This window comes from Leptolyngbya sp. UWPOB_LEPTO1 (assembly GCF_017302695.1).
Taxonomy (GTDB): Bacteria; Cyanobacteriota; Cyanobacteriia; order Leptolyngbyales; family Leptolyngbyaceae; genus Leptolyngbya; species Leptolyngbya boryana.
This window is the reverse complement of the sequence record NZ_JAFLCJ010000029.1, coordinates 35,301-55,247: the sequence shown is the minus strand read 5'-3', so window position 1 is coordinate 55,247 and position 19,947 is coordinate 35,301. Positions and strand designations below refer to the sequence as shown.

Here is a 19,947-nt window from a genome sequence, read left to right as displayed (position 1 = left end):
CTGGCGATCCAGCAGCGCGCGCAGCTTGTCGCCGACGTCGGCCGGATTGCCGCCGAGCAGGCCTGCGGCCTCGGCCAGGCGATGCTCCTCGCCGGCGATGTAATCCAGCGCGCCCTGCCCGGTCACGGCCTCGATCCGACGCACGCCGGCCTGGATGCCGCCCTCGGACACGATCTTGAACACGCCGATGTCGCCGGTGCGGCGCACGTGGGTGCCGCCGCACAGTTCGGTGGAGGTGTCGCCCATGCGCAGCACGCGCACCTGTTCGCCGTACTTCTCGCCGAACAGCGCCATCGCACCGAAATCCAGCGCTTCCTGCATGCCCATGTGGCGGATCTCGGCCTCGCTGTTGGCGCGGATCTCGACGTTCACGAGGCGTTCGATTTCGGCCAGCTCCGCCGGGGTCACCGGCTGGAAATGCGCGAAATCGAAGCGCAGGCGGTCCGGCGCCACCAGCGAGCCCTTCTGGGTCACGTGGGTGCCGAGCACGCTGCGCAGCGCCGCGTGCAGCAGGTGGGTGGCGCTGTGGTTCAGGATGATCGCGCCACGGCGGGCGCCGTCGACGCGGCCACCGATGCGGTCGCCGCGCTTGAGGCTGCCGGCCGACAGCGTGCCGACGTGGCCGAAGAACTGGCCGGCCAGCTTCTGGGTGTCGGTGACGGCGAACTCCGCACCCTCGCCCGCCAGCGTGCCGGTGTCGCCGACCTGGCCGCCGGATTCTGCGTAGAACGGCGTGCGATCGAGGATGACGGTCGCATCATCGCCCGCCGTGATCGCGTCGACCGGCTTGCCGTCCTTCAGCAGCGCGACCACTTCGAGGCCGTCGGCGTCGAGGGCGTCATAGCCGAGGAACGCGGTGGGCGACAACTGGGCGATGAGTTCGCCCGGCAGCGCCACGCCGCCGCCGAACTTGCCGGCCCTGCGCGCGCGTTCGCGCTGTTCGGTCATCAGGCGGTCGTACTCGGCGGAGACCTCCGCCGACAGTTCGCCCAGCCCCTTTTCGCGCAGGATGTCGGCGATGAGGTCCGGCGGGCAGCCATAGGTGTCGTGCAACTGGAACAGTTGCTCGCCGGTGAGCGCGGGATCGGTCGCGCCCGGCTTGTTCTGGTGCAGATAACCTTCCAGCCGCATCATGCCCGCGTCGAGCGTCTGCGAGAACGCGGCTTCCTCGGCCTTCAGCGCACGCTCGACCAGCGCACGCTTCTCGACCAGTTCCGGGTAGGCCTCGCCCATCACGTCGATCAGCGGCTGCACCATCCGCCAGAAATTGCCTTCGGCACTGAGCGCACCGAGCTTCCACAGATGCCGCACGGCGCGGCGGATGATCCGGCGCAACACGTAGCCGCGGCCTTCGTTCGACGGCAGCACACCGTCGACGATCAGGAAACTGCACGCGCGCGTGTGGTCGGCGATGACGCGCAGCGACTTGTGTTCGAGGTCGGTCGTGTTCGTGATCGCGGCCGCGGCCTTGATGAGGTGCTGGAACAGGTCGATCTCGTAGTTGCTGTGCACGTGCTGCAGCACCGCCGCGATGCGCTCCAGGCCCATGCCGGTGTCGACGCATGGCGCCGGCAGCGGCAGCAGCGTGCCGTCGGGCTGACGGTCGAACTGCATGAAGACGTTGTTCCAGATCTCGATGAAGCGGTCGCCGTCCTCGTCGGGCGAACCCGGCGGACCACCGGCGATGCGCGCGCCGTGGTCGTAGAAGATCTCGGTGCAGGGGCCGCAGGGGCCGGTGTCGGCCATCTGCCAGAAGTTGTCGGAGGCGTACGGCGCGCCCTTGTTGTCGCCGATGCGGACGATGCGGTCCGCCGGCAGGCCGATCTGCTTGTGCCAGATGTCGAAGGCTTCGTCGTCGGTGTGGTAGACCGTGACCAGCAGCTTGTCCTTCGGCAACTGCCACACGCCGGTCAGCAGTTCCCACGCGTAGGCGATGGCGTCCTGCTTGAAATAGTCGCCGAAGCTGAAGTTGCCCAGCATCTCGAAGAAGGTGTGGTGGCGCGCGGTGTAGCCGACCTGGTCGAGGTCGTTGTGCTTGCCGCCGGCGCGCACGCAGCGCTGGCTGGACGCGGCGCGGGTGTAGCTGCGCTTCTCGGCGCCCAGGAATACGTCCTTGAACTGGACCATGCCGGCGTTGGTGAACAGCAGGGTCGGATCGTTGCCCGGGACGAGCGGGCTCGACGGCACGATGGCGTGGCCCTTCGAGCGGAAGAATTCGAGGAAGTCGCGGCGGATGTCGGCTGTGGTCTTCATGGCGATTCGGATGACGGGTGCGGCGCGCCTCCGCGGAACCGGCAGGATGCCGGCGCGGAATCGAGCGAACCACCCAAGATTCAATAGATTAGCAGGCGCCACCGGGTTCGGGCGCCGGCACGCGAGCGGTCGCGATCGACCGGCTCAATCCTCGTCCGCGTCGAAGCGGACCGCGGCGCGGATCTGGTCGCCGCCGAACCCGCGGCGGGCCAGGAAATCGGCGGCCTTGCGCCGCTGCGCGAGGTCGTCGGTGCCGCGGGGAAAGCGGCGACGCACGAGATCGCGGGCGTTCGCGGCCCAGTCGCCGTCGTAGCCGTCCATCGCGGCGGCGACGGCGTCGCGATCGAGGCCGTGGGTGCCCAGCTCGGCGCGGATGCGCACCGGGCCGTAGCCGTTGTTCGCGCGGCTGCGGACGAGCTGCTCGGCGAAGCGCTCGTCGCTCTGCCAGCCCTCGGCGGTCATCCGTGCGACCGCCGCCTGCGCGTCTTCGTCCTCGATCCCGCGGGCAGTCAGCTTGCGGGCCAGCTCCTTGCGGGAATGCTCGCGCCGGACCAGCAGCCCCAGCGCGCGCTGCTGCGGGGTGAGTTCGGGGCGGCGCCGCTTGCGCGGCGCGGGGGCCTCGTCGGCGGGCGGTTCGATCTCGTGGCTCATCCCGGAAGTGTACGGCGGGCGGCTCAGCGCGGCAGCCAACCCTCGTTCTCGCGGACGAACAGCCGGTCGGTCAGGGCATAGGTGGCTTCGGCGCGCATCCGGGTGGCGAGGTCCTGCAACTGCGCGACGGCCTCGGCATCGGCGCCATCGGCGAACAGCAGCAGGTCGCGCGCGGGCACAGCCACGACCGGCGCGCCGCGCAGGCGCTCGCCTTCGCGCGCCCACAGGTCGTCGAACAGCAGCAGCGACGCCTCGTAATTGCCGTCGGCGACGACCATGCCGAGCTTCTCGCCGCGCTGCACCTCGATCCCCGGCAACAGGCCGCGCAGGTTGCGGACCGCGAGGGCACGCAGTTCGCCGCGATCGACGCCCAACTCGTCGAGCATGCCGGGCGAGAGGTAGGCGATGTTGTTCGGCGTGTCGATGGCATAGACCACGGCGAGCTCGTCGTTGAGCGGCTCGAAGACCTTTTCCTGCGATTCGCCGCCCTGGGCGCGGACCGAGGCCTCGACCTCGCCCAGCCAGGCGCGGTCCTTGACGATCGGGATGATTGCGTCGCGGGTCGGCTCGAAGCCGCGGGTGGCATCGGCGAACGAGCGCACGAAGCGCTCCATCATCTCCTCGCGCTCGGCGGGCGCGAGCCCGCAGTACATCCGGTAGGCATTGTCGAGATAGACCCTGCCGCTGCTGTCGGTGCTGGAAGCGAGCTCCAGCTGGAGTTCGCCGGGGACGAGCACCTCGACGTCGGGGGCGGCGACACGGACCCGGCGGGCCATCTCTTCGGTGAAGGCATCAGGGGCGAGCGCGGGCGCCCGCCCGGCAGCGCCACCGAACAGCGCGCGAATGGCGGAGAACAGGTCCATGGTGTCGGATCCGGGAAAAAGGCCGGTGCAGGATACGGCACGCGCGGCCGCCTTCCCGGGCAGCCCGGGCCGGGTGCCGGGGACTGCGCTTCGCCGGACGAATCGTTCCATTTGCATGATCAATATTTGCCTTGACAAATATTGTTTGGGCGACAAAATGGCGCCCCATGAACGAGTCCTGCCTACCCCCGTCCGAACCCGGCACCCAGCTCGGGCTCCTGTTCCGGCAGGTCCGCGATGCAATGTGGGCCAGGATGGAACGCGAGCTGGCCGCGGCCGGCCACGACCTCACCTTCAGCCAGTTCATCACGCTCAAGCGGCTCGCCCACGGCGAAGCCAGCGCGTCGGAACTGGCGCGCAAGGCCGAGTTGAACCCGGGCGCCATGACCCGGCTCCTCGATCGGCTGGAAGAACGCGGCCTCACCGTCCGCATCGCCGATCCGGCCGACCGCCGCGCGCTGCTGGTCCGCCTCACCGACGCGGGGCGGGCGATGTGGGCGGACATCGACCAGTGCGGCGTCCGGGTCCGGACCCGCGCCTTCGAAGGCCTGTCCGACGCCGAACAGGACGCCCTCGTCCGCCTGCTGCTGCAGGTCCGCGACAACCTCACCCGTGAAGACTGACATGCGCCCTCTCGCCCTCTCCCGCCTCGTCCGGCCGCTGTCCGGCGCGCTCGCCCTGGCGCTGCTCGCCGGCTGCGCCAGTACGCACGACCTGACGCCGGCCTCGTCGCCGCGCGGCGGGCTGCGGTCGAAGGCGGTTGGCTGCCAAAGCGGCATCACCGGAACATCAAAGGCGGCGCCGATCGCCTGCGCCTGGCGCACATTCGCCGCCCAGGCTGCTGCGGTGTCCGCCGCGAGGCGCAAGATGGCCGCACCGTCGAGCGCTTCGGGTGCGCTGGCGAGCAGCCGGCCGATCCCTTCCAGTTGCATCGCCCAGGCGCGCAGTTGCGCCCCGAAGCGGCGGGAACTGTTGAACTCGCGGCGCCGGTTGTCCTCGTTCTGCGGCCATCCGGCCTGGCGCGATTGCAGCGTGGCGAAGACATCGTTGGCGCCATCGAGGAAAACCGCGAGGTCCGCCGCCGGCTGGCTGCAGGCCAGCGCCGACTGGAACGCGGCGAGGCTCTGGCGCGAGACATAGCCGGACTCGCCGAAGTTCAGCACGCGCACCCGAAGTTCCGGCGCGCGCTCGGCGTAGACCTGCTGCAACTGCGCGGCGAGGGTGCCAGTGTCGCGGTTGCCGGTGCCCCAGGCCACCGAGCCGCCGAACAGCCAGATCTCGCGTTCTGGCGGCTCAGCCGGGCGCGGCGTGACGCGGAAGCCGTGCGCGTCGACGTTGATGATCTCGCCCTGGTGCGGCTGGCGGCGCCAGTAGACATAGCTGCGCCACGCCGTGTCGCGCGCCTGCGCGTGCTCAGCCCAGTAGCGTCCGATCCAGTCATCGCCGGCGACCGCTGCCGCGCGCTCGCGCGCGGGTGCGACTGCACCGGCTTCGAAAGGCGTCGCCGCCAGAGGGTCTGGCAGGAAGGCGCGCAACAGATGATCGACCAGCAGCAGCAACGCCAGCGTCAGGCCGAGGATGGCCCAGGCCTGGCCCATCCATCGCAGCAGGGTGCGCATCAGCACTCGATCACATTGACCGCGAGGCCGCCGCGGCTGGTTTCCTTGTACTTGTCCTGCATGTCGCGGCCGGTGTCGCGCATGGTCTTGATCACCTTGTCGAGCGACACATGGTGCTTGCCGTCGCTGCGCAGGGCCATGTGGCTGGCATTGATCGCCTTGACCGCGCCCATCGCGTTGCGCTCGATGCACGGGATCTGGACCAGACCGCCGATCGGATCGCAGGTCAGGCCCAGGTTGTGTTCCATGCCGATCTCGGCGGCATTCTCGACCTGGTAGATGTTGCCGCCGAGCGCCGCGGCGAGCCCGCCGGCGGCCATCGAGCAGGCCACGCCGACCTCGCCCTGGCAGCCGACCTCGGCGCCGGAGATCGAGGCGTTCTCCTTGTACAGGATGCCTATGGCGCCGGCGGTCAGCAGGAAGTCGAGCACGCCGTCGTCATTCGCGCCGGGGCAGAAGCGTGCGTAATAGTGCAGCACCGCCGGCACGATGCCGGCCGCGCCATTGGTCGGCGCGGTGACCACGCGGCCGCCGGCGGCGTTCTCTTCGTTGACCGCCAGAGCATACAGGTTGACCCAGTCAAGGATGGTCAGCGGATCGCGCAGGGCCGCTTCCGGCTTGGCCAGCAGCTCGCGGTACATCGCCGGCGCGCGCCGCGCCACCTTGAGCCCGCCGGGCAGCACGCCGTCCTCGCGCAGGCCACGGGTGACGCAGTCCTGCATCGCCTGCCAGATATGCATCAGGCCGGCGCGGATCTCGGCCTCGCTGCGCCAGGCGCGCTCGTTGGCGCGCATCACGCCGGCAATGCTGAGGCCGGCCTCGGCGCACTCCTTGAGCAGTTCGTCGCCGGTCGTGAACGGGTGCGGCAACGGCGTCGCATCCGGCACGATGCGATCGGCCGCCGCCTCGTCGTGATTGACCACGAAGCCGCCGCCGACCGAGTAGTAGTCGCGCGTGAACAGCACTTCATCGCGCTCGTCGAAGGCAGTGAAGCGCATGCCGTTGGAGTGGTAGGGCAGCTTCTGGCGTTTGTTGAACACCAGGTCGGTCTTCTCGTCGAAAACGATCTCGTGCTTGCCGGAGACGCGCAGGCGCTTGCTCTGGCGGATGCGCTCCAGGGTGGCCGGGATCTGGTCCGGATCGCAGCGGTCGGGCTCGGCGCCTTCGAAGCCCATGAACACGGCCTTGTCGGTGCCGTGCCCGCGCCCGGTGTGGGCGAGGGAGCCGAACAGCTCGCCGCGCAGGCGGACGGTGCGCGCCAGCACGCCGCGTTCCTCCAGCCGGTGGGCGAAGCGGCAGGCGGCGCGCATCGGGCCCACCGTGTGCGACGACGACGGGCCGATGCCGATCTTGAACAGGTCGAATACGCTGACAGCCATGGCGGAGGATCCGGGGCGCGGAGATCGGGGCCGCGATTATGCTTGCTGCCTCAAGCATTCGGGACACGCGCGCATGGCGCTACGTTTTTATCACCGCGACGGCTGCCATTTGTGCGAACAGGCGCTGGAACTGCTGCAGGCGGCCGGGCTGGCGCAGGGGCTGAACCTGGTGGACATCGATGAGGATGCGCAGCTCGGCGCCGACTACGGGCTGCGCATCCCGGTGCTGGAGCGCGCCGACGGCCAGTCGCTGGACTGGCCCTTCGATGCCGTACAGGTGCGCGCCTTCAGCGGCGGCGCCTGAACCGTTTCAGCCCGGCAGGCTGAGCGCCGCGTAGCTCTTCTTGCCCTTGCGCAGCAGCAGGTAGCGGCCGAACAGCAGGTAATGACTGTTCAACGCTTACACGTAAATTAGTATCTAGATCTTCAAGAAGCTTGATTAAAATTGGAATTGCTTCTGTCGAACCAATCTCACCAAGTACTTCTGCTGCTGTTCTGCACACTCTCAAATCTGCGTTTTCCGTCATCAGTTTAAGCAGAATTGGAATTGCCATTTCTTCATCCAGTTTAGCTAATGCAGGTGCAATATCATAAAATGCATCAAAATCTTCCTTAACAAGCTTAAGCAACACTGGGATTGCTTCTTGTGAACCACTATTGCCTAATAAGCAAGCTGCACTCGCCCTCACATCAGGTTCTGAATGCTGAAGGAGTTTGAATACAACTGGAGGTATCTCCTCTAAACCGAGCTTAGTCAGGGCATCCGCTGCACATATGCATACAAGAGAATCTGAATCTTCAAGGAGTTTAATTAAATTTGGGACAGCGGCTTTTGCGCCAATCATACCCAGTGTTTCTGCCGCATGAGCACGTACGCCTGCTTCTGAATTTTTGAGAAACTTAAGTAGAACTGGTACGGTTTCTTCTAAGCCAATCTTACCTATTATTTCTACCGCTGTAGCAAATACTCCATAATCTGGATCGTCAAGGAGTGTGACGATAACGGAGATCGTTTCATCCGAAGCAACTTTTCCTAGTGCATAAGTCATAGCTTGGCGTATATGAGGATGTGGGTGCTGAGCAAGCTTCACGAAGACAGTAACAGCTTCTTCAGGAGCAATCTCAATTAATGCCAGCACTGCGCGCTCACATACTAAAAAGTCTGAATCTTCAAGAAGATCAACCAAAATTGGAATAGATGCTGTTGAACCAATGTTTCCTAGCGCTTGAGCTACGTACATGCGGATAAAAGAGTCATGATCCCCTACTAGACTAAGCAAGGTAGGCATAGAGAGAGCAGATTTGATTTTGCTGAGTACTGCCACTGCACGTCTACGAGTATCACGATTAGAGTTTTCTATAATCTGAAGTAGCTCAGGAATAATACTGTCAGAGCAAAAGCTGTTTAATGCTTCTACTGCATTCCAACATAACTCAGGATCTTCTATAAGTTTGAGTAGTTCAGGGACAGATGTATTAAAGCTGAGTTTGCCTAAGGCATGCACCGCACTCTTACGCAAATCAACATCAAAATGCTTTAAAAACTTAATAATTTTAGAAGCTGCATAGTCTGATCCTGTCTCTTCTAAAAGTTTAATCTTTAGCCAGCTTGGTCTTTTTAGAGTATCTACGAATTCAATAGTTCTTTGATGAAGCTCAGGTTCTACCTCTCCCGATAGTCTTGCGCCCATCTTTTGATCAATCTCTAATGCTGATTTAACTATCTGTAACGCTAGGCATTCGTTTGAGAGTCCTAGCATCAATGCTATAGGTTCCGTCCACTTCAGAAAATTCAAAAACCCTTGCTTGAATTGCTCACCATCTTCTAGATCAAATTCTTCTAACCGCGCTAATAATGCTTCTGCCGCATAATATTCCTGAATCAGTTGATGCCGAAACTCTAATTCCTCTTGGTTCGTACCCACCTGGATCAAATGATGCTTCTGCAAATCCCGCAAACACTTCCGCGCAAAATCTTCTGCATACGGCACTTTCTGATCTAGAAATTGAGCGATCGCTCCCACAGCTTCCTCAAACCTTATCGCCACTCGAAACTCCGTCGGCTTCTCCCCCTGCATCATCACCCAAGCTAACTGCTGAAGGACGGGCTTCCACCAAACCTTATCGCTCTCGATCCGCACATCATCTTTCAGATATCGCTGATATCCCTGCGTAAACTCCCGAAACACCAACCCCAAATTCTCAGGAATCTTCCCGGTTTGCCGAAACAAGCTACACAGCATCCAGAGCAACAACGGCGTTTGTCCCAACTCCCGCAATCGGTCTTTTAACTGCTGCAACATCTGTTCAGCTTGCTCTGGCACGTAAGCTCGAACAAACTCCCGCATCTGATCTTCAGAAAGCGGCTGCATTTCTAGCTTCTTCTCAATTCCCAGATCTCCCCCGATGCTCAAATCTCGCGTGGTGAAGATCATCGGGAGTTTCGGATGGTTGCGTCGAAAAGCGGAAAGCTGCGATCGAGCTTCCTCAGAGGGCAACTCGTTAACCCCATCAAACAGAATCAGCGCATTCTTCAATGCTGCCTCAACCTGTTCAGCAGGCATATCATGTCGAATCAATGAATCACGGATCAACTGCTCGATCGACCCTTGCCAGTAACGCAATTCTACTAATACAGGAATCCTTGCTTGCTGATTCGTCGCTTCTTCCAGCATCAGTCGCGCCAAAGCCGTAGACTTCCCCGATCCTGGTCGCCCAATTAATAAAACCTGCTGATCCGCATACTTCCGAAGCCCATCCAGCACGGAAAATCGCTCGACTTTCTCTTCTGTCTGTCGATCGCGCTCCTCCCGTTTCACCGTCTGCACCATCAAACCAAAGTCGAAAAACGGCGAGTCTTCTCGCGACTGTCGTTGTTTCCCAGTCGCATCCGTTAAGGTATAGTACTCCCACCACTTGGCGTAAGTCGTGCGAATTGATGCGAGATAAGACTGGAAATCAAAAGTCATACGGAAGCGCGATCGCAAAACGCCATGTCTTTTATTCTACATCGCGCTTTTTTTCTGTTGCTCGATCGAACCTGCAAACAGAAGTACGAAGCAAGAAGAGTGAGGAGTAGGGAGGTACAAACAGAACCACTCCCTACTCCCCACTAAACTTAGAACGGCGATAGTAGCCGCAAATTCCATTCAGCCAGGCAAACGCAATGCGACGCTCTGCCGAACTGATTAGATCCTAGATTTGACAAAAGCAGCTAAGCGATCGAGTCCTCGCTCGATCGTATTCATATCCGTCGCGTAAGAGAAGCGAATATGATCGTCTGCGTCAAATGCAATTCCTGGAATTCCAGCAACTTTCTGTTCTGTCAGCAAACCATCACAAAACTCAAGCGAAGTCATCCCAAGCTGACCAATATTGATAAACAGATAGAACGCTCCATCCGGTTTAACACAAGTTAATTTGGGAATCGCAGTTACCCCGTCAAACATCACTTGTCGCCGCTCGGCAAAGGCTTGGCGCATCTTTTCGACACAATTTTGTGAACCTTCATACGCAGCGATCGCGCCATATTGAGCAAACGTACAGACATTCGAGGTGCTATGCCCTTGAATCTTCGTCACCGCTTTGATTAAATCCAGATTCCCCGCGAGATAGCCGACTCGCCAGCCCGTCATCGAATAAGCTTTGGCAAATCCATGACTGATAATTGTGCGCTCAAACGCTTCTGGACTGACAGCCCCAATGCTCAAATGCTCTGCACCGTCATAGAGCAAGCGCTCATAGATTTCGTCTGAAACCACGTAGATATTTTTCTCAACGATCACTTGAGCGATCGCGCGAATCTCATCCGGCGTGTAAACCATACCCGTGGGATTCGAGGGCGAGTTGAGAATGAAAAGTTGCGTCTTATCCGTAATCGCTTGGCGCAACTGCTCCGGCGTAATTTTGTAGCCTGTTTCAGCCGTCGTTTTGACGATCACAGGCACACCACCTGCAAGCTTAACCATTTCGGGATAACTCACCCAATAGGGAGCCGGAATGATCACTTCATCGCCCGGATCAATCATTGCCATCATCAAGTTGTAGAGCGAATGTTTACCGCCATTCGTCACGATGATATTTTCGGGAGCATAGGAGAGTTGATTTTCGGTTTGCAGTTTGTGCGCGATCGCTTCTCTTAAGAGCGGTTCTCCAGCAGCAGGGCCGTATCGAGTTTTACCTTGTTTTAACGCATCAACCGCCGCTTGCTTGATATGGTCTGGTGTATCGAAATCGGGTTCGCCTGCGCTAAAGCTACAGACATCAATACCGTCACGCTTCATCGCCTTGGCTTTTGCGTCGATCGCGAGGGTGAGCGATGGAGTCACCTGACTTACTCTTCCTGCCAGTTTCATATCAGTTCCAGAACGCGGAGGTTAAATTAGGATTTAGATCTTAACGTGATCCCCTGATCTTAAATGCTAATTTTTTTGGGAATTCAGGTTTGAGAGCAGCCTAAATTTCTTGTTATCCTGATTAAACTTCATTGAGCTAAACGCTTATGAGTGATGATCACGCTCAGATTCTCAATCGCTATCGCAAATTAGACAAAATCAAGCGCCAAATCGTACAGGTGTTCTCGGTCATGTATGAACCGATATACCGTGCAGCTTGTTTGAAATGTCTCCAGCATGCGGGGATCAGAGAGGGTGGGAAAGTCTTGAGCGATGCGATGCTGAAGACGAGACTCGATCGCTTAATTAATGATGAAATTTTAGTGCAAGTTTCAAACGGGTTTCAGTGCAATCCAGCGATCGTTGAAATTGCAACTCGGGACGCGATCGCAGACAACAAGTTTGAAACTCTGGTCGCCGCCACTGAGGCAGTCAATCCCATTCAAGTACTTTCAGGCAGCGCTAAATATTTCAAGACTGAGCAACAGTTTTTGCGCGAATTTCGCATCGGCATTTATCGAAACGATCTCACCTACGCCAGCAAACAGTTTGAGCACTACTCTCGCTACAGTTTCAATCGAACAAAAATCACGATCGATGAAGCGATCTTTCAAGTCTGTAATCGTTCATTTGATGCAGAGTGGGTGCGCTCATTGCCAGCACCTTTATATGAAACAGTCCTCCTCGGAATTTTGAATCATTCCGTGCAGCAATTCGTCCCCGCGAATGAGGCGTTTACGCTGCTTCAGGAAGATTGTCAGGAAAACAAGATTAAATTCAGGTGGCAACCGCTGCTTCTAGTCGAGCAACTGTTACTGAGAGGACAACTGGCTGAAGCACAATCTATTTTAGAACGCTTACCCGCAGAGCCAAGTGCCGCATTATCAGGATGGCTAAAAACGTTAAGTGGGGATTTCGAGACTGCGATCGCACAATATACGATCGGGCTTGCTGCCTTTCGCAAAGCTATCGGCAAACGCAAAGCCTACTTCAGCGGACTACTCGGCATCTTTTTCATTTTGGCATTGCTGAAAGCGGGATCGGCTGCCCAATTGAGTGAAGCTAAAACCTATGCAGGGATTGGAAAACAGGCAAAGAATTGGCTGAGTCCAACCTATGAAACGCTAGAGAAAATCATTCAGCTTCAGCAAGGAGATATTGCTCAGAAAGATTGGATTCTCGATTTAGCTCCTTATCGACATCAGCATGGCATCGAAACAATTGTGAATGCACTCGTCGTGTACTGGACAGACACATCGACTGCGAGATCCAGACTTTCAAGTGGACTCAGCGCTTTCTATGCTCAAGCTCAAGCCTCAGGCTATTACTGGGTCGCGCTCGAAGTTGCTATGTTACTCTCGCGATTCAAACCCAAGAGCGAATTCGTTAAGATTGCAGACCAGCTTCAGCGATCGACGGAAATTGTACCTTTAGTCGATTTAGTAAAGTCACTCGAACCTTGGGAGCTTTGTCTAAATGCCTTAACTAACCTCAATCAAGCTCCAGTTGCTTCTGAACCTTCAGAAACAAAGCAGCGCCTCGCTTGGTTTATCACAATGTATGCTAGCTCTTGGACAATTCAACCGAAAGAGCAATCTCTAAATGCAAAAGGCGAATGGGGAAAAGGTCGCAATGTTGCTTTGAAGCGCTTAGCTCGATCGAGTGAAGATTTTCCTTATCTAACCGAACAAGATCAGAAAATTTGTGCGGGGCTAAAAGCCTATTCATCAGGCGGATATTATGGACAAGTCGATTATCGATTTGACGAAAAAGCAATTCTAGGGTTAGTTGGTCATCCGTATGTATTTTGGGACGATGCACCGGGTACAAGAATTGAGGTGGTTCGAGGTGAACCAGAATTGATCGTGAAAAAGGGAAAGCACGATCGCTTAACCTTAGAACTTTCTCCGGCTCTCAGAGACAATCAAAGCATTTTGTTAATTAAAGAAAGTCCAACTCGGCTGAAAATTATTGAACTGACGGCTGAGCATCGACGAATTGGAGAAATTCTAGGCTCACGCAACAAATTAGAAGTTCCCGAACAAGCAAAAGATCGAGTCCTTAATGCCATTCATGCCATTTCTGGACTGGTGACCGTTCATTCAGATATCGGTGGCGGTGTAAGTGCCGAAGAAGTGCCTGCTGATCCGACTCCTAATTTTCATCTTCTGCCTGCGCGATCCGGGCTGAGAGTTGCCGTATTAGTTCGTCCCTTTGCAACGGGTGGATCATACTATCGTCCTGGAATGGGCGGAGAAACTGTCATTGCAGAAGTCGAAGGTCAGCGATTACAGACTACACGAGACCTGAAGCTAGAACGAAAATTGGCAAATGATGCCATGCTCGACTGCGATATTTTAATGGAACATGAGCAAGAAGATGGCGAATGGCTCATTGAAGATCCAGAGGATTGTTTGGAGCTATTGCTAGAGCTTCAGGAATTGGGCGATCTCATTATTATTTCTCATCCCGAAGGTGAAAAGTTCCGCATTCGCCGCGAAGTTGGAATCGGCAATTTTCAGATGAAGATTCAACGCCAGCGAGATTGGTTTGAAGCCAGCGGTGAACTGAGAATTGACGAAGACTCAGTGCTGGAAATGCAACGGCTGTTAGAACTATTAGGACAATCGAACAGTCGATTTATTCGTCTAGAAGATGGTCAGTTTCTCGCACTCACCAAAGAGTTTCGCAAACGACTCGATGAATTTCGAGCGATCGCAGAACAGCAAGGCAAGAAAACCCGATTTCATCCGCTTGCTGCAGTTGCGATCGAGGATTGGATCGATGAAGTTGGCGAACTAGAAGCCGATCAATATTGGCAAAAACACATTCAAAAACTCAAAGAAGTCGAATCTCTCGATCCGGTTCTTCCTTCAACGTTACAAGCTGAACTTCGCGACTATCAAATCGAAGGATTTCGCTGGATGGCAAAGCTTGCTCACTGGGGCGTAGGAGCCTGTTTAGCCGATGGAATGGGATTAGGTAAAACGTTGCAATCGATCGCCTTAATCCTCACTCGTGCTGCGAATGGAGCAACGTTAGTCATCGCTCCAACTTCGGTGTGCTTGAACTGGATTAGTGAAGTTGAGCGTTTTGCTCCAACGTTGAATGTTGTGCAATTTGGAAGTGGCGATCGCCAAAAAGTTCTCGATCGTCTACAACCGTTTGACATTTTGATTTGCAGCTATGGCTTACTTCAGCAAGATGACGTTGCCCAAAAGCTAGCTCAAATCGAATGGCAAACCATTGTGCTTGATGAAGCACAATCGATTAAGAACTTTGCAACTAAGCGATCGCAAGCTGCAATGAACCTCAGAGGCGGCTTCAAACTAATTACAACCGGAACGCCGATCGAGAATCACTTAGGCGAATTGTGGAATTTATTCCGATTTATCAATCCTGGCTTACTCGGTTCGCTTGAGCAATTTAACGAACGCTTTGCGACTCCAATCGAACGATTTGAAGATAAACAAGCCCGAACTCGCTTAAGAAAACTGATTCAACCGTTCATCCTGCGCCGGACTAAAACTCAGGTCTTACAAGAATTGCCTTCTCGAACTGAGATTGTCCTTCATGTCGAGTTGAGTACTGACGAACGACTTTTCTATGAAGCACTGAGAAAAAGCGCAATGCAGCGTCTTGCAGAATCCGATGCAACCGCGGGACAAAAGCACTTGCAAGTCTTAGCTGAGATTATGAAGCTTCGTCGATCGTGCTGTAATACTCGATTAGTAACTCCCGACTCTCCACTTCCTAGTGCGAAGCTGCAACTGTTTGGTGAAGTACTAGAAGAACTGCTTGATAACAAACATAAAGTTCTCGTCTTTAGTCAATTCGTCGATCATCTCAAGATTTTGCAAGAGCTATTACAAGAAAAAGCGATCGCTTATCAATATCTCGATGGTTCGACTTCAACCCCTGAACGCAAGAAGCGCATTAATGCCTTCCAAGCAGGTGAAGGCGATGTGTTCTTAATTAGCCTGAAAGCAGGAGGAACAGGACTCAATCTGACAGCCGCAGACTATGTGATTCATATGGATCCGTGGTGGAATCCAGCCGTTGAAGATCAAGCTAGCGATCGTGCACACCGAATTGGTCAGCAGCGTCCAGTAACGATTTATCGACTCGTGGCAAAAGACACGATCGAAGATAAGATTGTCGATCTCCATCAACACAAACGCGAGCTAGCAGATAGCTTACTAGAAGGCACAGAAGTCAGCGGCAAAATCTCGACCGATGAACTGCTTCACTTGATTCAAGAAGGTTAAACTCAGTTCAAGCTTTGCCAGTACCAATCAAGCTTCCAATTGCGTTCAGTCTTATTCTCTAAGACATTGGGGTTTACTTCAGAGAATGCGATCGCAAAGCACTTTGACTTCAGGAAATTGAACGAGCATCGAAAGATTGCTGTTCAATTTCTGATAGCTCCGAATCATTCTAAGGATTCCGAACAAGTGTCTGAACAATAGGGGCAAGAAATTCCTTCTTGATACAGAGGAGAGGCTTTTTCCTCGGGAGAGATGGGATGTCCGCAGGCATAGCACATCTCATACGAGCCATCTTTGACTCCCTGTGTCACTGCCACCCGCTGATCAAACACAAAACATTCGCCCCGCCACAAGCTTTCCTCTGAAGGTACTTCTTCTAAATACTTGAGAATCCCGCCTTCTAAGTGATAGACCTGCTGAAATCCTTGAGACAGCAGATATGCCGAAGCTTTTTCGCAGCGAATTCCACCCGTGCAGAACATTGCAACTTTCTGATGCTGAGTTGGGTCAAGCTGCGATCGCACATAGTCTGGAAACTGTCGAAACGAAGCAGTTTCAGGATCGATCGCCCCTTCAAAACTGCCAACACTGACCTCAAATCGATTACGCACGTCAATCACGATCGTCTCAGGATCAGAAATCACCGCATTCCACTCTTGCGGTTTCACATAGGTTCCAACTTTCTGAGTCGGATCGACTTCGGGAATTCCTAGAGTGACGATTTCTTTTTTGAGTTTGATCTTTAAGCGATCGAACATCCGCGATTCGGTTTCAGATTCTTTCACGTTCAGGTCAGCAAATCTTGAATCGCTGCGGAGATAGTCGAGAACTTGAGCGATCGCAGGTCTTGATCCCGCGATCGTGCCATTAATTCCTTCCTGCGCCAGCAGAATCGTGCCACGAATTTCTTGCTCTTGACACAGTGCCAGCAAAGGAGCGCGCAACTCCACATAATCTGGGAGAGAAACGAACTTGTAAAAAGCAGCAACCAACATGAGAGATGAAGAATCAGGGATTCTAGTTTAGCGTTTTCCGTCTAAAGTTTGATCCAGAAAAACGGGCGAAAGAGAATACTGAGCGATCGAGATAAAATAGGAATACTTTCAGGAGGTGAATCCTGTGACCGCCTCAATTACGTTACAACTTCCAGAACGACTCTATCAACGTTTGGTCAGCACTGCTCAAGCAACTCAGCAGCCATTGGAAGCTGTCATTCTCCATGCGCTAGAAGTCGGAAGCCCTCCAGATTGGGATGACGTTCCCGAAGAATTTCAGGCGGACTTAGCTGCTCTCGATCGATTAGACGACAATGCACTCTGGTCGATCGCCCGGAGTCATCAATATTCACCTGACACAGCCCGGTATGATGAATTGCTCGAACTCAATCGAGAAAGCAGCTTGAGTGATTCTGAAAAACTTGAACTTGCTCAACTCAGACACACAGCCGATGCTTTCATGCTTCGTAAAGCCCATGCTGCAACCCTCTTGCGCTGGCGCAGACACCTAATCCCAACGCCTTAAAAGTCTGTGTCAAACTACATTCCAGTTGAGCTACGAAATCAGATTGAAATCAGCGATCGCGGTCGGTGCTGCTACTGTTTGACTCAAGCAGTCAACAGTGGAATTGTTCTATCCTTTGATCACATTCTTCCACGCTCAAAGGGAGGAAAAACAGTCTTTGAAAATGTCTGCCTTGCTTGTCGAGCCTGCAACGAATTCAAATCAGATACGACAGAATCTACTGACCCACTCACTGCAACCACCGTTCCCTTGTTCAATCCACGCTGTCAAAACTGGAATGATCACTTTACCTGGAGTGAGGATGGTACAACTGTCGAAGGGCTAACTGTAGTTGGGCGATCGACGATTTTGGCATTGCAGATGAATCGAGCAATTATTCGAGTCGCTCGAAAACGTTGGGTATCGAGTGGATGGCATCCACCTAAAGATTGAGGCAGACAAATACCCAGCAGAGACTCGATCACTTAATGCGACGTGGTTTTAAGCAGTTGAAGAACTTTCGGCATCGGGAGAATGTGCAAAGAGTTTGTTCAGAATAGGCGAATTGATGAAGTCTTGGGCAAATTACTGACGTTACTGAGTCGGGGGGAATACTGTATCAGTATGTGCTGAGATCCCCCTAGGCAACATGAGTAAAAAAGAACTAAGTGAAGCTGATATTTGCGATCGCTACATTACCCCAGCAATTCACAATGCAGGCTGGAAAAAGAGCCAGATTCGACGCGAGTATTACTTCACAGACGGTCAGATGCTCGTTCGGGGTCAGATGACCGGACGGGGAAAACGGAAGTTTGCAGACTATCTGTTGTTTTATCAAACGAATCAGCCGATCGCGATTATTGAGGCGAAGGACAATAACCATAGCGTTCGAGCGGGGATGCAGCAGGCACTTGCCTATGCCGAGGTGTTGGAGGTTCCCTTTGTGTTTTCTTCTAATGGGGACGGGTTTGTGCTGCACGATCGCAGTGGGACTTATGCTCAAGTCGAACAAGATATTAGCCTGGATGCGTTTCCGTCACCAGATGAGCTATGGGAGCGCTATAAGCAGTGGAAGCAGCTTCAGGATGCGAATGAAGCGTTGCTGAGTTCGTCGTATTTTGTGGAGATTGGTGGGAAAGAGCCTCGGTATTATCAGCAGCTTGCGGTGAATCGGACGATCGAAGCGATCGCACGGGGTCAAAAGCGGTGTTTGCTAGTGATGGCGACTGGAGCCGGAAAGACTTATACCGTTTTCAATATCATCTGGCGACTCTGGAAAACGAAGGTGGCAAAGCGGATTTTATTTCTTGCTGATCGCAATGCGCTGATAGACCAGACGATCGTGAATGATTTTCGTCCCTTTGGTGAGGTGATGACGAAGCTCGATCGCAGACTCGTCGATGAAACAGGACGGATGAATACGTCTTACGAGATTTATCTGGGGCTGTATCAGGCGATCATTGGCAATGAGGAGCGTGACAACCTTTACGAAAAGTTCGATCGAGATTTCTTCGATTTAGTCGTGATTGATGAGTGTCATCGGGGGAGCGCCGCAGAAGATTCCAATTGGCGGCAGGTGCTGGATTATTTTTCAGCTGCGATTCAGGTCGGGCTGACTGCAACGCCGAAGGAAACCAAGTACGTCTCGAATATCGATTATTTTGGGGAGCCGATCTTCCAATACTCCTTGAAGCAGGGGATCGAGGATGGCTTTCTGGCTCCGTTTCGGGTGGTGCGAGTCAATTTGGATAAAGACCTGGAAGGATGGACACCCGAAGCTGGAGAATATGACGATTTGGGGCAGTTGATTGAGGAACGGGAGTATAACCTGCGGGATTACGATCGCACGATTTTCTTCAAGCAGCGGACTGAGTTGGTGGCGGAATATGTGAGCCAATTTCTGCATGAGGGTGATCCGATGCGGAAGACGATCGTGTTTTGTGAAAATATTTTCCATGCGGAACAGATGCGAAGCGCGATCGCGAACGTGGATTTGAACCGGGAATTGGTTCAGAAAGATCATCGCTACGTTATGCAGATTACGGGCGATGAGAAGGAAGGGAAGGCGCAATTGGATAATTTCATCAATCCGAAAGAAGCTTATCCGGTGATTGCGACGACCTCGAAGTTGATGACGACTGGGGTGGATGCTCAGACGTGTCAGGTGATTGTGCTCGATCGACGGATTCAATCGATGACGGAGTTTAAGCAGATCATTGGGCGGGGCACTCGGTTGCGTCCTGATTATGGCAAGAATTACTTCACGATTATTGATTTTCGCGGGGCGACTCAGCTTTTTGAAGACAAGGATTGGGATGGGCCACCGATTCAAGATCAGGAATTTGGTCAGGGGGGACGATCGACGGATTCTCAATCCGAGGGTGAAGAAAATGGTGGAGATGAGGGAGAGTCGAAAGAGCAACTGAAATATCAGGTGAGCCGACAGGAGTTTCAGGTCGCGAGAGAGCGGGTGAGCTACTACGGCAAAAATGGCGAACTCACCACGGAATCGCTGAAAGACTATACTCGTCGCACTGTGAATGAGGCGTATCAGTCGCTCGATCGCTTTTTGACCAAGTGGCATGAAGTCGATCGTAAGCAAGCGATTCTCGATGAGTTGAGAGAGCATGGCGTGATTGTGGAAGCCCTAGAAGAGATGGTGGGCAAGGATTATGACTTGTTTGATTTGGTTTGCTATGTGGCGTTCGATCGTCCACCTTTGACCCGGAAGGAACGGGCGGAGAAGGTTCGCAAGCGGGATGTGTTTGCCAAGTACAGTGGAACGGCGCGATCGGTGTTGGATGCGTTGCTGGATAAGTATGCAGATCAGGGTGTGATCTCGATCGAGGATGGAACGGTTTTACAGCTTGATCCGTTTACCCAGATGGGGACGACGGTGGAATTGGTCAGAAGTTTTGGAGGAAAGAAACAGTACAGAGCGGCGGTTCAGGAATTGGCGCAACTGCTGTATGAGGATCAAGGTGCTTGAGCTTTTTGACCAATATAGGGTACAACTGTTT

The 19,947-nt window shown here is 54.8% G+C and carries 14 protein-coding genes; 7 read left to right on the top strand and 7 right to left on the bottom strand.

Translation table 11 applies throughout. From position 1 onward, the window contains the following. The 3 genes from alaS to J0L70_RS27975 form a co-directional block, all read right to left on the bottom strand. Positions 1–2,253: alanine--tRNA ligase (gene alaS, locus J0L70_RS27985; protein WP_287456708.1), on the bottom strand; the 2,253-nt coding region annotated here is incomplete at its 3' end. Positions 2,254–2,397: 144 nt separating this feature from the next. Next, a complete protein-coding gene (recX, locus tag J0L70_RS27980) occupies positions 2,398–2,904 on the bottom strand; it encodes a recombination regulator RecX (protein ID WP_287456707.1) in 507 nt (168 codons plus the stop codon). A 23-nt stretch (positions 2,905–2,927) separates the two neighbouring features. Beyond that, on the bottom strand, positions 2,928–3,767 hold the full coding sequence (locus tag J0L70_RS27975) for a DUF1444 family protein (protein ID WP_287456706.1): 840 nt from the start codon (positions 3,765–3,767) through the stop codon (positions 2,928–2,930). 167 nt (positions 3,768–3,934) lie between these two features. Here J0L70_RS27975 and J0L70_RS32050 point away from each other — a divergent pair, with 167 nt between their 5' ends. Further along, complete coding sequence (locus J0L70_RS32050; RefSeq protein ID WP_353736671.1) at positions 3,935–4,390, top strand: MarR family winged helix-turn-helix transcriptional regulator; 456 nt, start codon at positions 3,935–3,937, stop codon at positions 4,388–4,390. A 1-nt stretch (position 4,391) separates the two neighbouring features. Beyond that, positions 4,392–4,907: a hypothetical protein gene (locus tag J0L70_RS32045; protein ID WP_353736670.1), complete on the top strand. Its 516-nt coding sequence runs from the start codon at positions 4,392–4,394 to the stop codon at positions 4,905–4,907. A 478-nt stretch (positions 4,908–5,385) separates the two neighbouring features. On the opposite strand, the gene J0L70_RS27965 is transcribed toward J0L70_RS32045, so the two are convergent. Next, on the bottom strand, positions 5,386–6,765 hold the full coding sequence (locus J0L70_RS27965; RefSeq protein WP_287456703.1) for an L-serine ammonia-lyase: 1,380 nt from the start codon (positions 6,763–6,765) through the stop codon (positions 5,386–5,388). Positions 6,766–6,838: 73 nt separating this feature from the next. Between J0L70_RS27965 and J0L70_RS27960 the strand changes: the two genes are divergently transcribed. Then, the gene (locus tag J0L70_RS27960) at positions 6,839–7,069 is read left to right on the top strand and encodes a glutaredoxin family protein (protein WP_287456702.1); all 231 of its coding nucleotides are present in this window, start codon (positions 6,839–6,841) and stop codon (positions 7,067–7,069) included. Here J0L70_RS27960 and J0L70_RS27955 read toward each other — a convergent pair. Continuing rightward, entirely contained in the window at positions 7,053–9,734 is a 2,682-nt protein-coding gene (locus J0L70_RS27955) for a HEAT repeat domain-containing protein (RefSeq protein WP_287456701.1), read from the bottom strand. The two genes, J0L70_RS27960 and J0L70_RS27955, sit on opposite strands and share 17 nt — an antisense overlap. 219 nt (positions 9,735–9,953) lie before the next feature. Further along, positions 9,954–11,120 carry a pyridoxal phosphate-dependent aminotransferase gene (locus tag J0L70_RS27950; RefSeq protein WP_287456700.1) on the bottom strand — a complete coding sequence of 389 codons (1,167 nt, stop codon included), beginning with the start codon at positions 11,118–11,120 and terminating at the stop codon, positions 9,954–9,956. Between the two features lie 146 nt (positions 11,121–11,266). Between J0L70_RS27950 and J0L70_RS27945 the strand changes: the two genes are divergently transcribed. After that, positions 11,267–15,427 (top strand): DEAD/DEAH box helicase, encoded by a 4,161-nt coding sequence (locus J0L70_RS27945; protein ID WP_287456699.1) that lies wholly within the window; start codon positions 11,267–11,269, stop codon positions 15,425–15,427. 164 nt (positions 15,428–15,591) lie between these two features. Here the strand turns inward: J0L70_RS27945 and trhO are convergent, their stop codons facing one another. Further along, positions 15,592–16,422, bottom strand: a complete 831-nt coding sequence (gene trhO, locus J0L70_RS27940; RefSeq protein WP_287456698.1) for an oxygen-dependent tRNA uridine(34) hydroxylase TrhO — start codon at positions 16,420–16,422, stop codon at positions 15,592–15,594. A gap of 124 nt (positions 16,423–16,546) precedes the next feature. Here trhO and J0L70_RS27935 point away from each other — a divergent pair, with 124 nt between their 5' ends. The 3 genes from J0L70_RS27935 (at position 16,547) to hsdR (ending at position 19,916) form a co-directional block, all read left to right on the top strand. After that, entirely contained in the window at positions 16,547–16,948 is a 402-nt protein-coding gene (locus J0L70_RS27935; RefSeq protein ID WP_287456697.1) for a hypothetical protein, read from the top strand. A gap of 6 nt (positions 16,949–16,954) precedes the next feature. Continuing rightward, on the top strand, positions 16,955–17,380 hold the full coding sequence (locus J0L70_RS27930; RefSeq protein WP_287456695.1) for an HNH endonuclease: 426 nt from the start codon (positions 16,955–16,957) through the stop codon (positions 17,378–17,380). A gap of 196 nt (positions 17,381–17,576) precedes the next feature. Then, the gene (gene hsdR / locus J0L70_RS27925; protein ID WP_287456694.1) at positions 17,577–19,916 is read left to right on the top strand and encodes an EcoAI/FtnUII family type I restriction enzme subunit R; all 2,340 of its coding nucleotides are present in this window, start codon (positions 17,577–17,579) and stop codon (positions 19,914–19,916) included. The last annotated feature ends 31 nt before the right edge of the window (positions 19,917–19,947 follow it).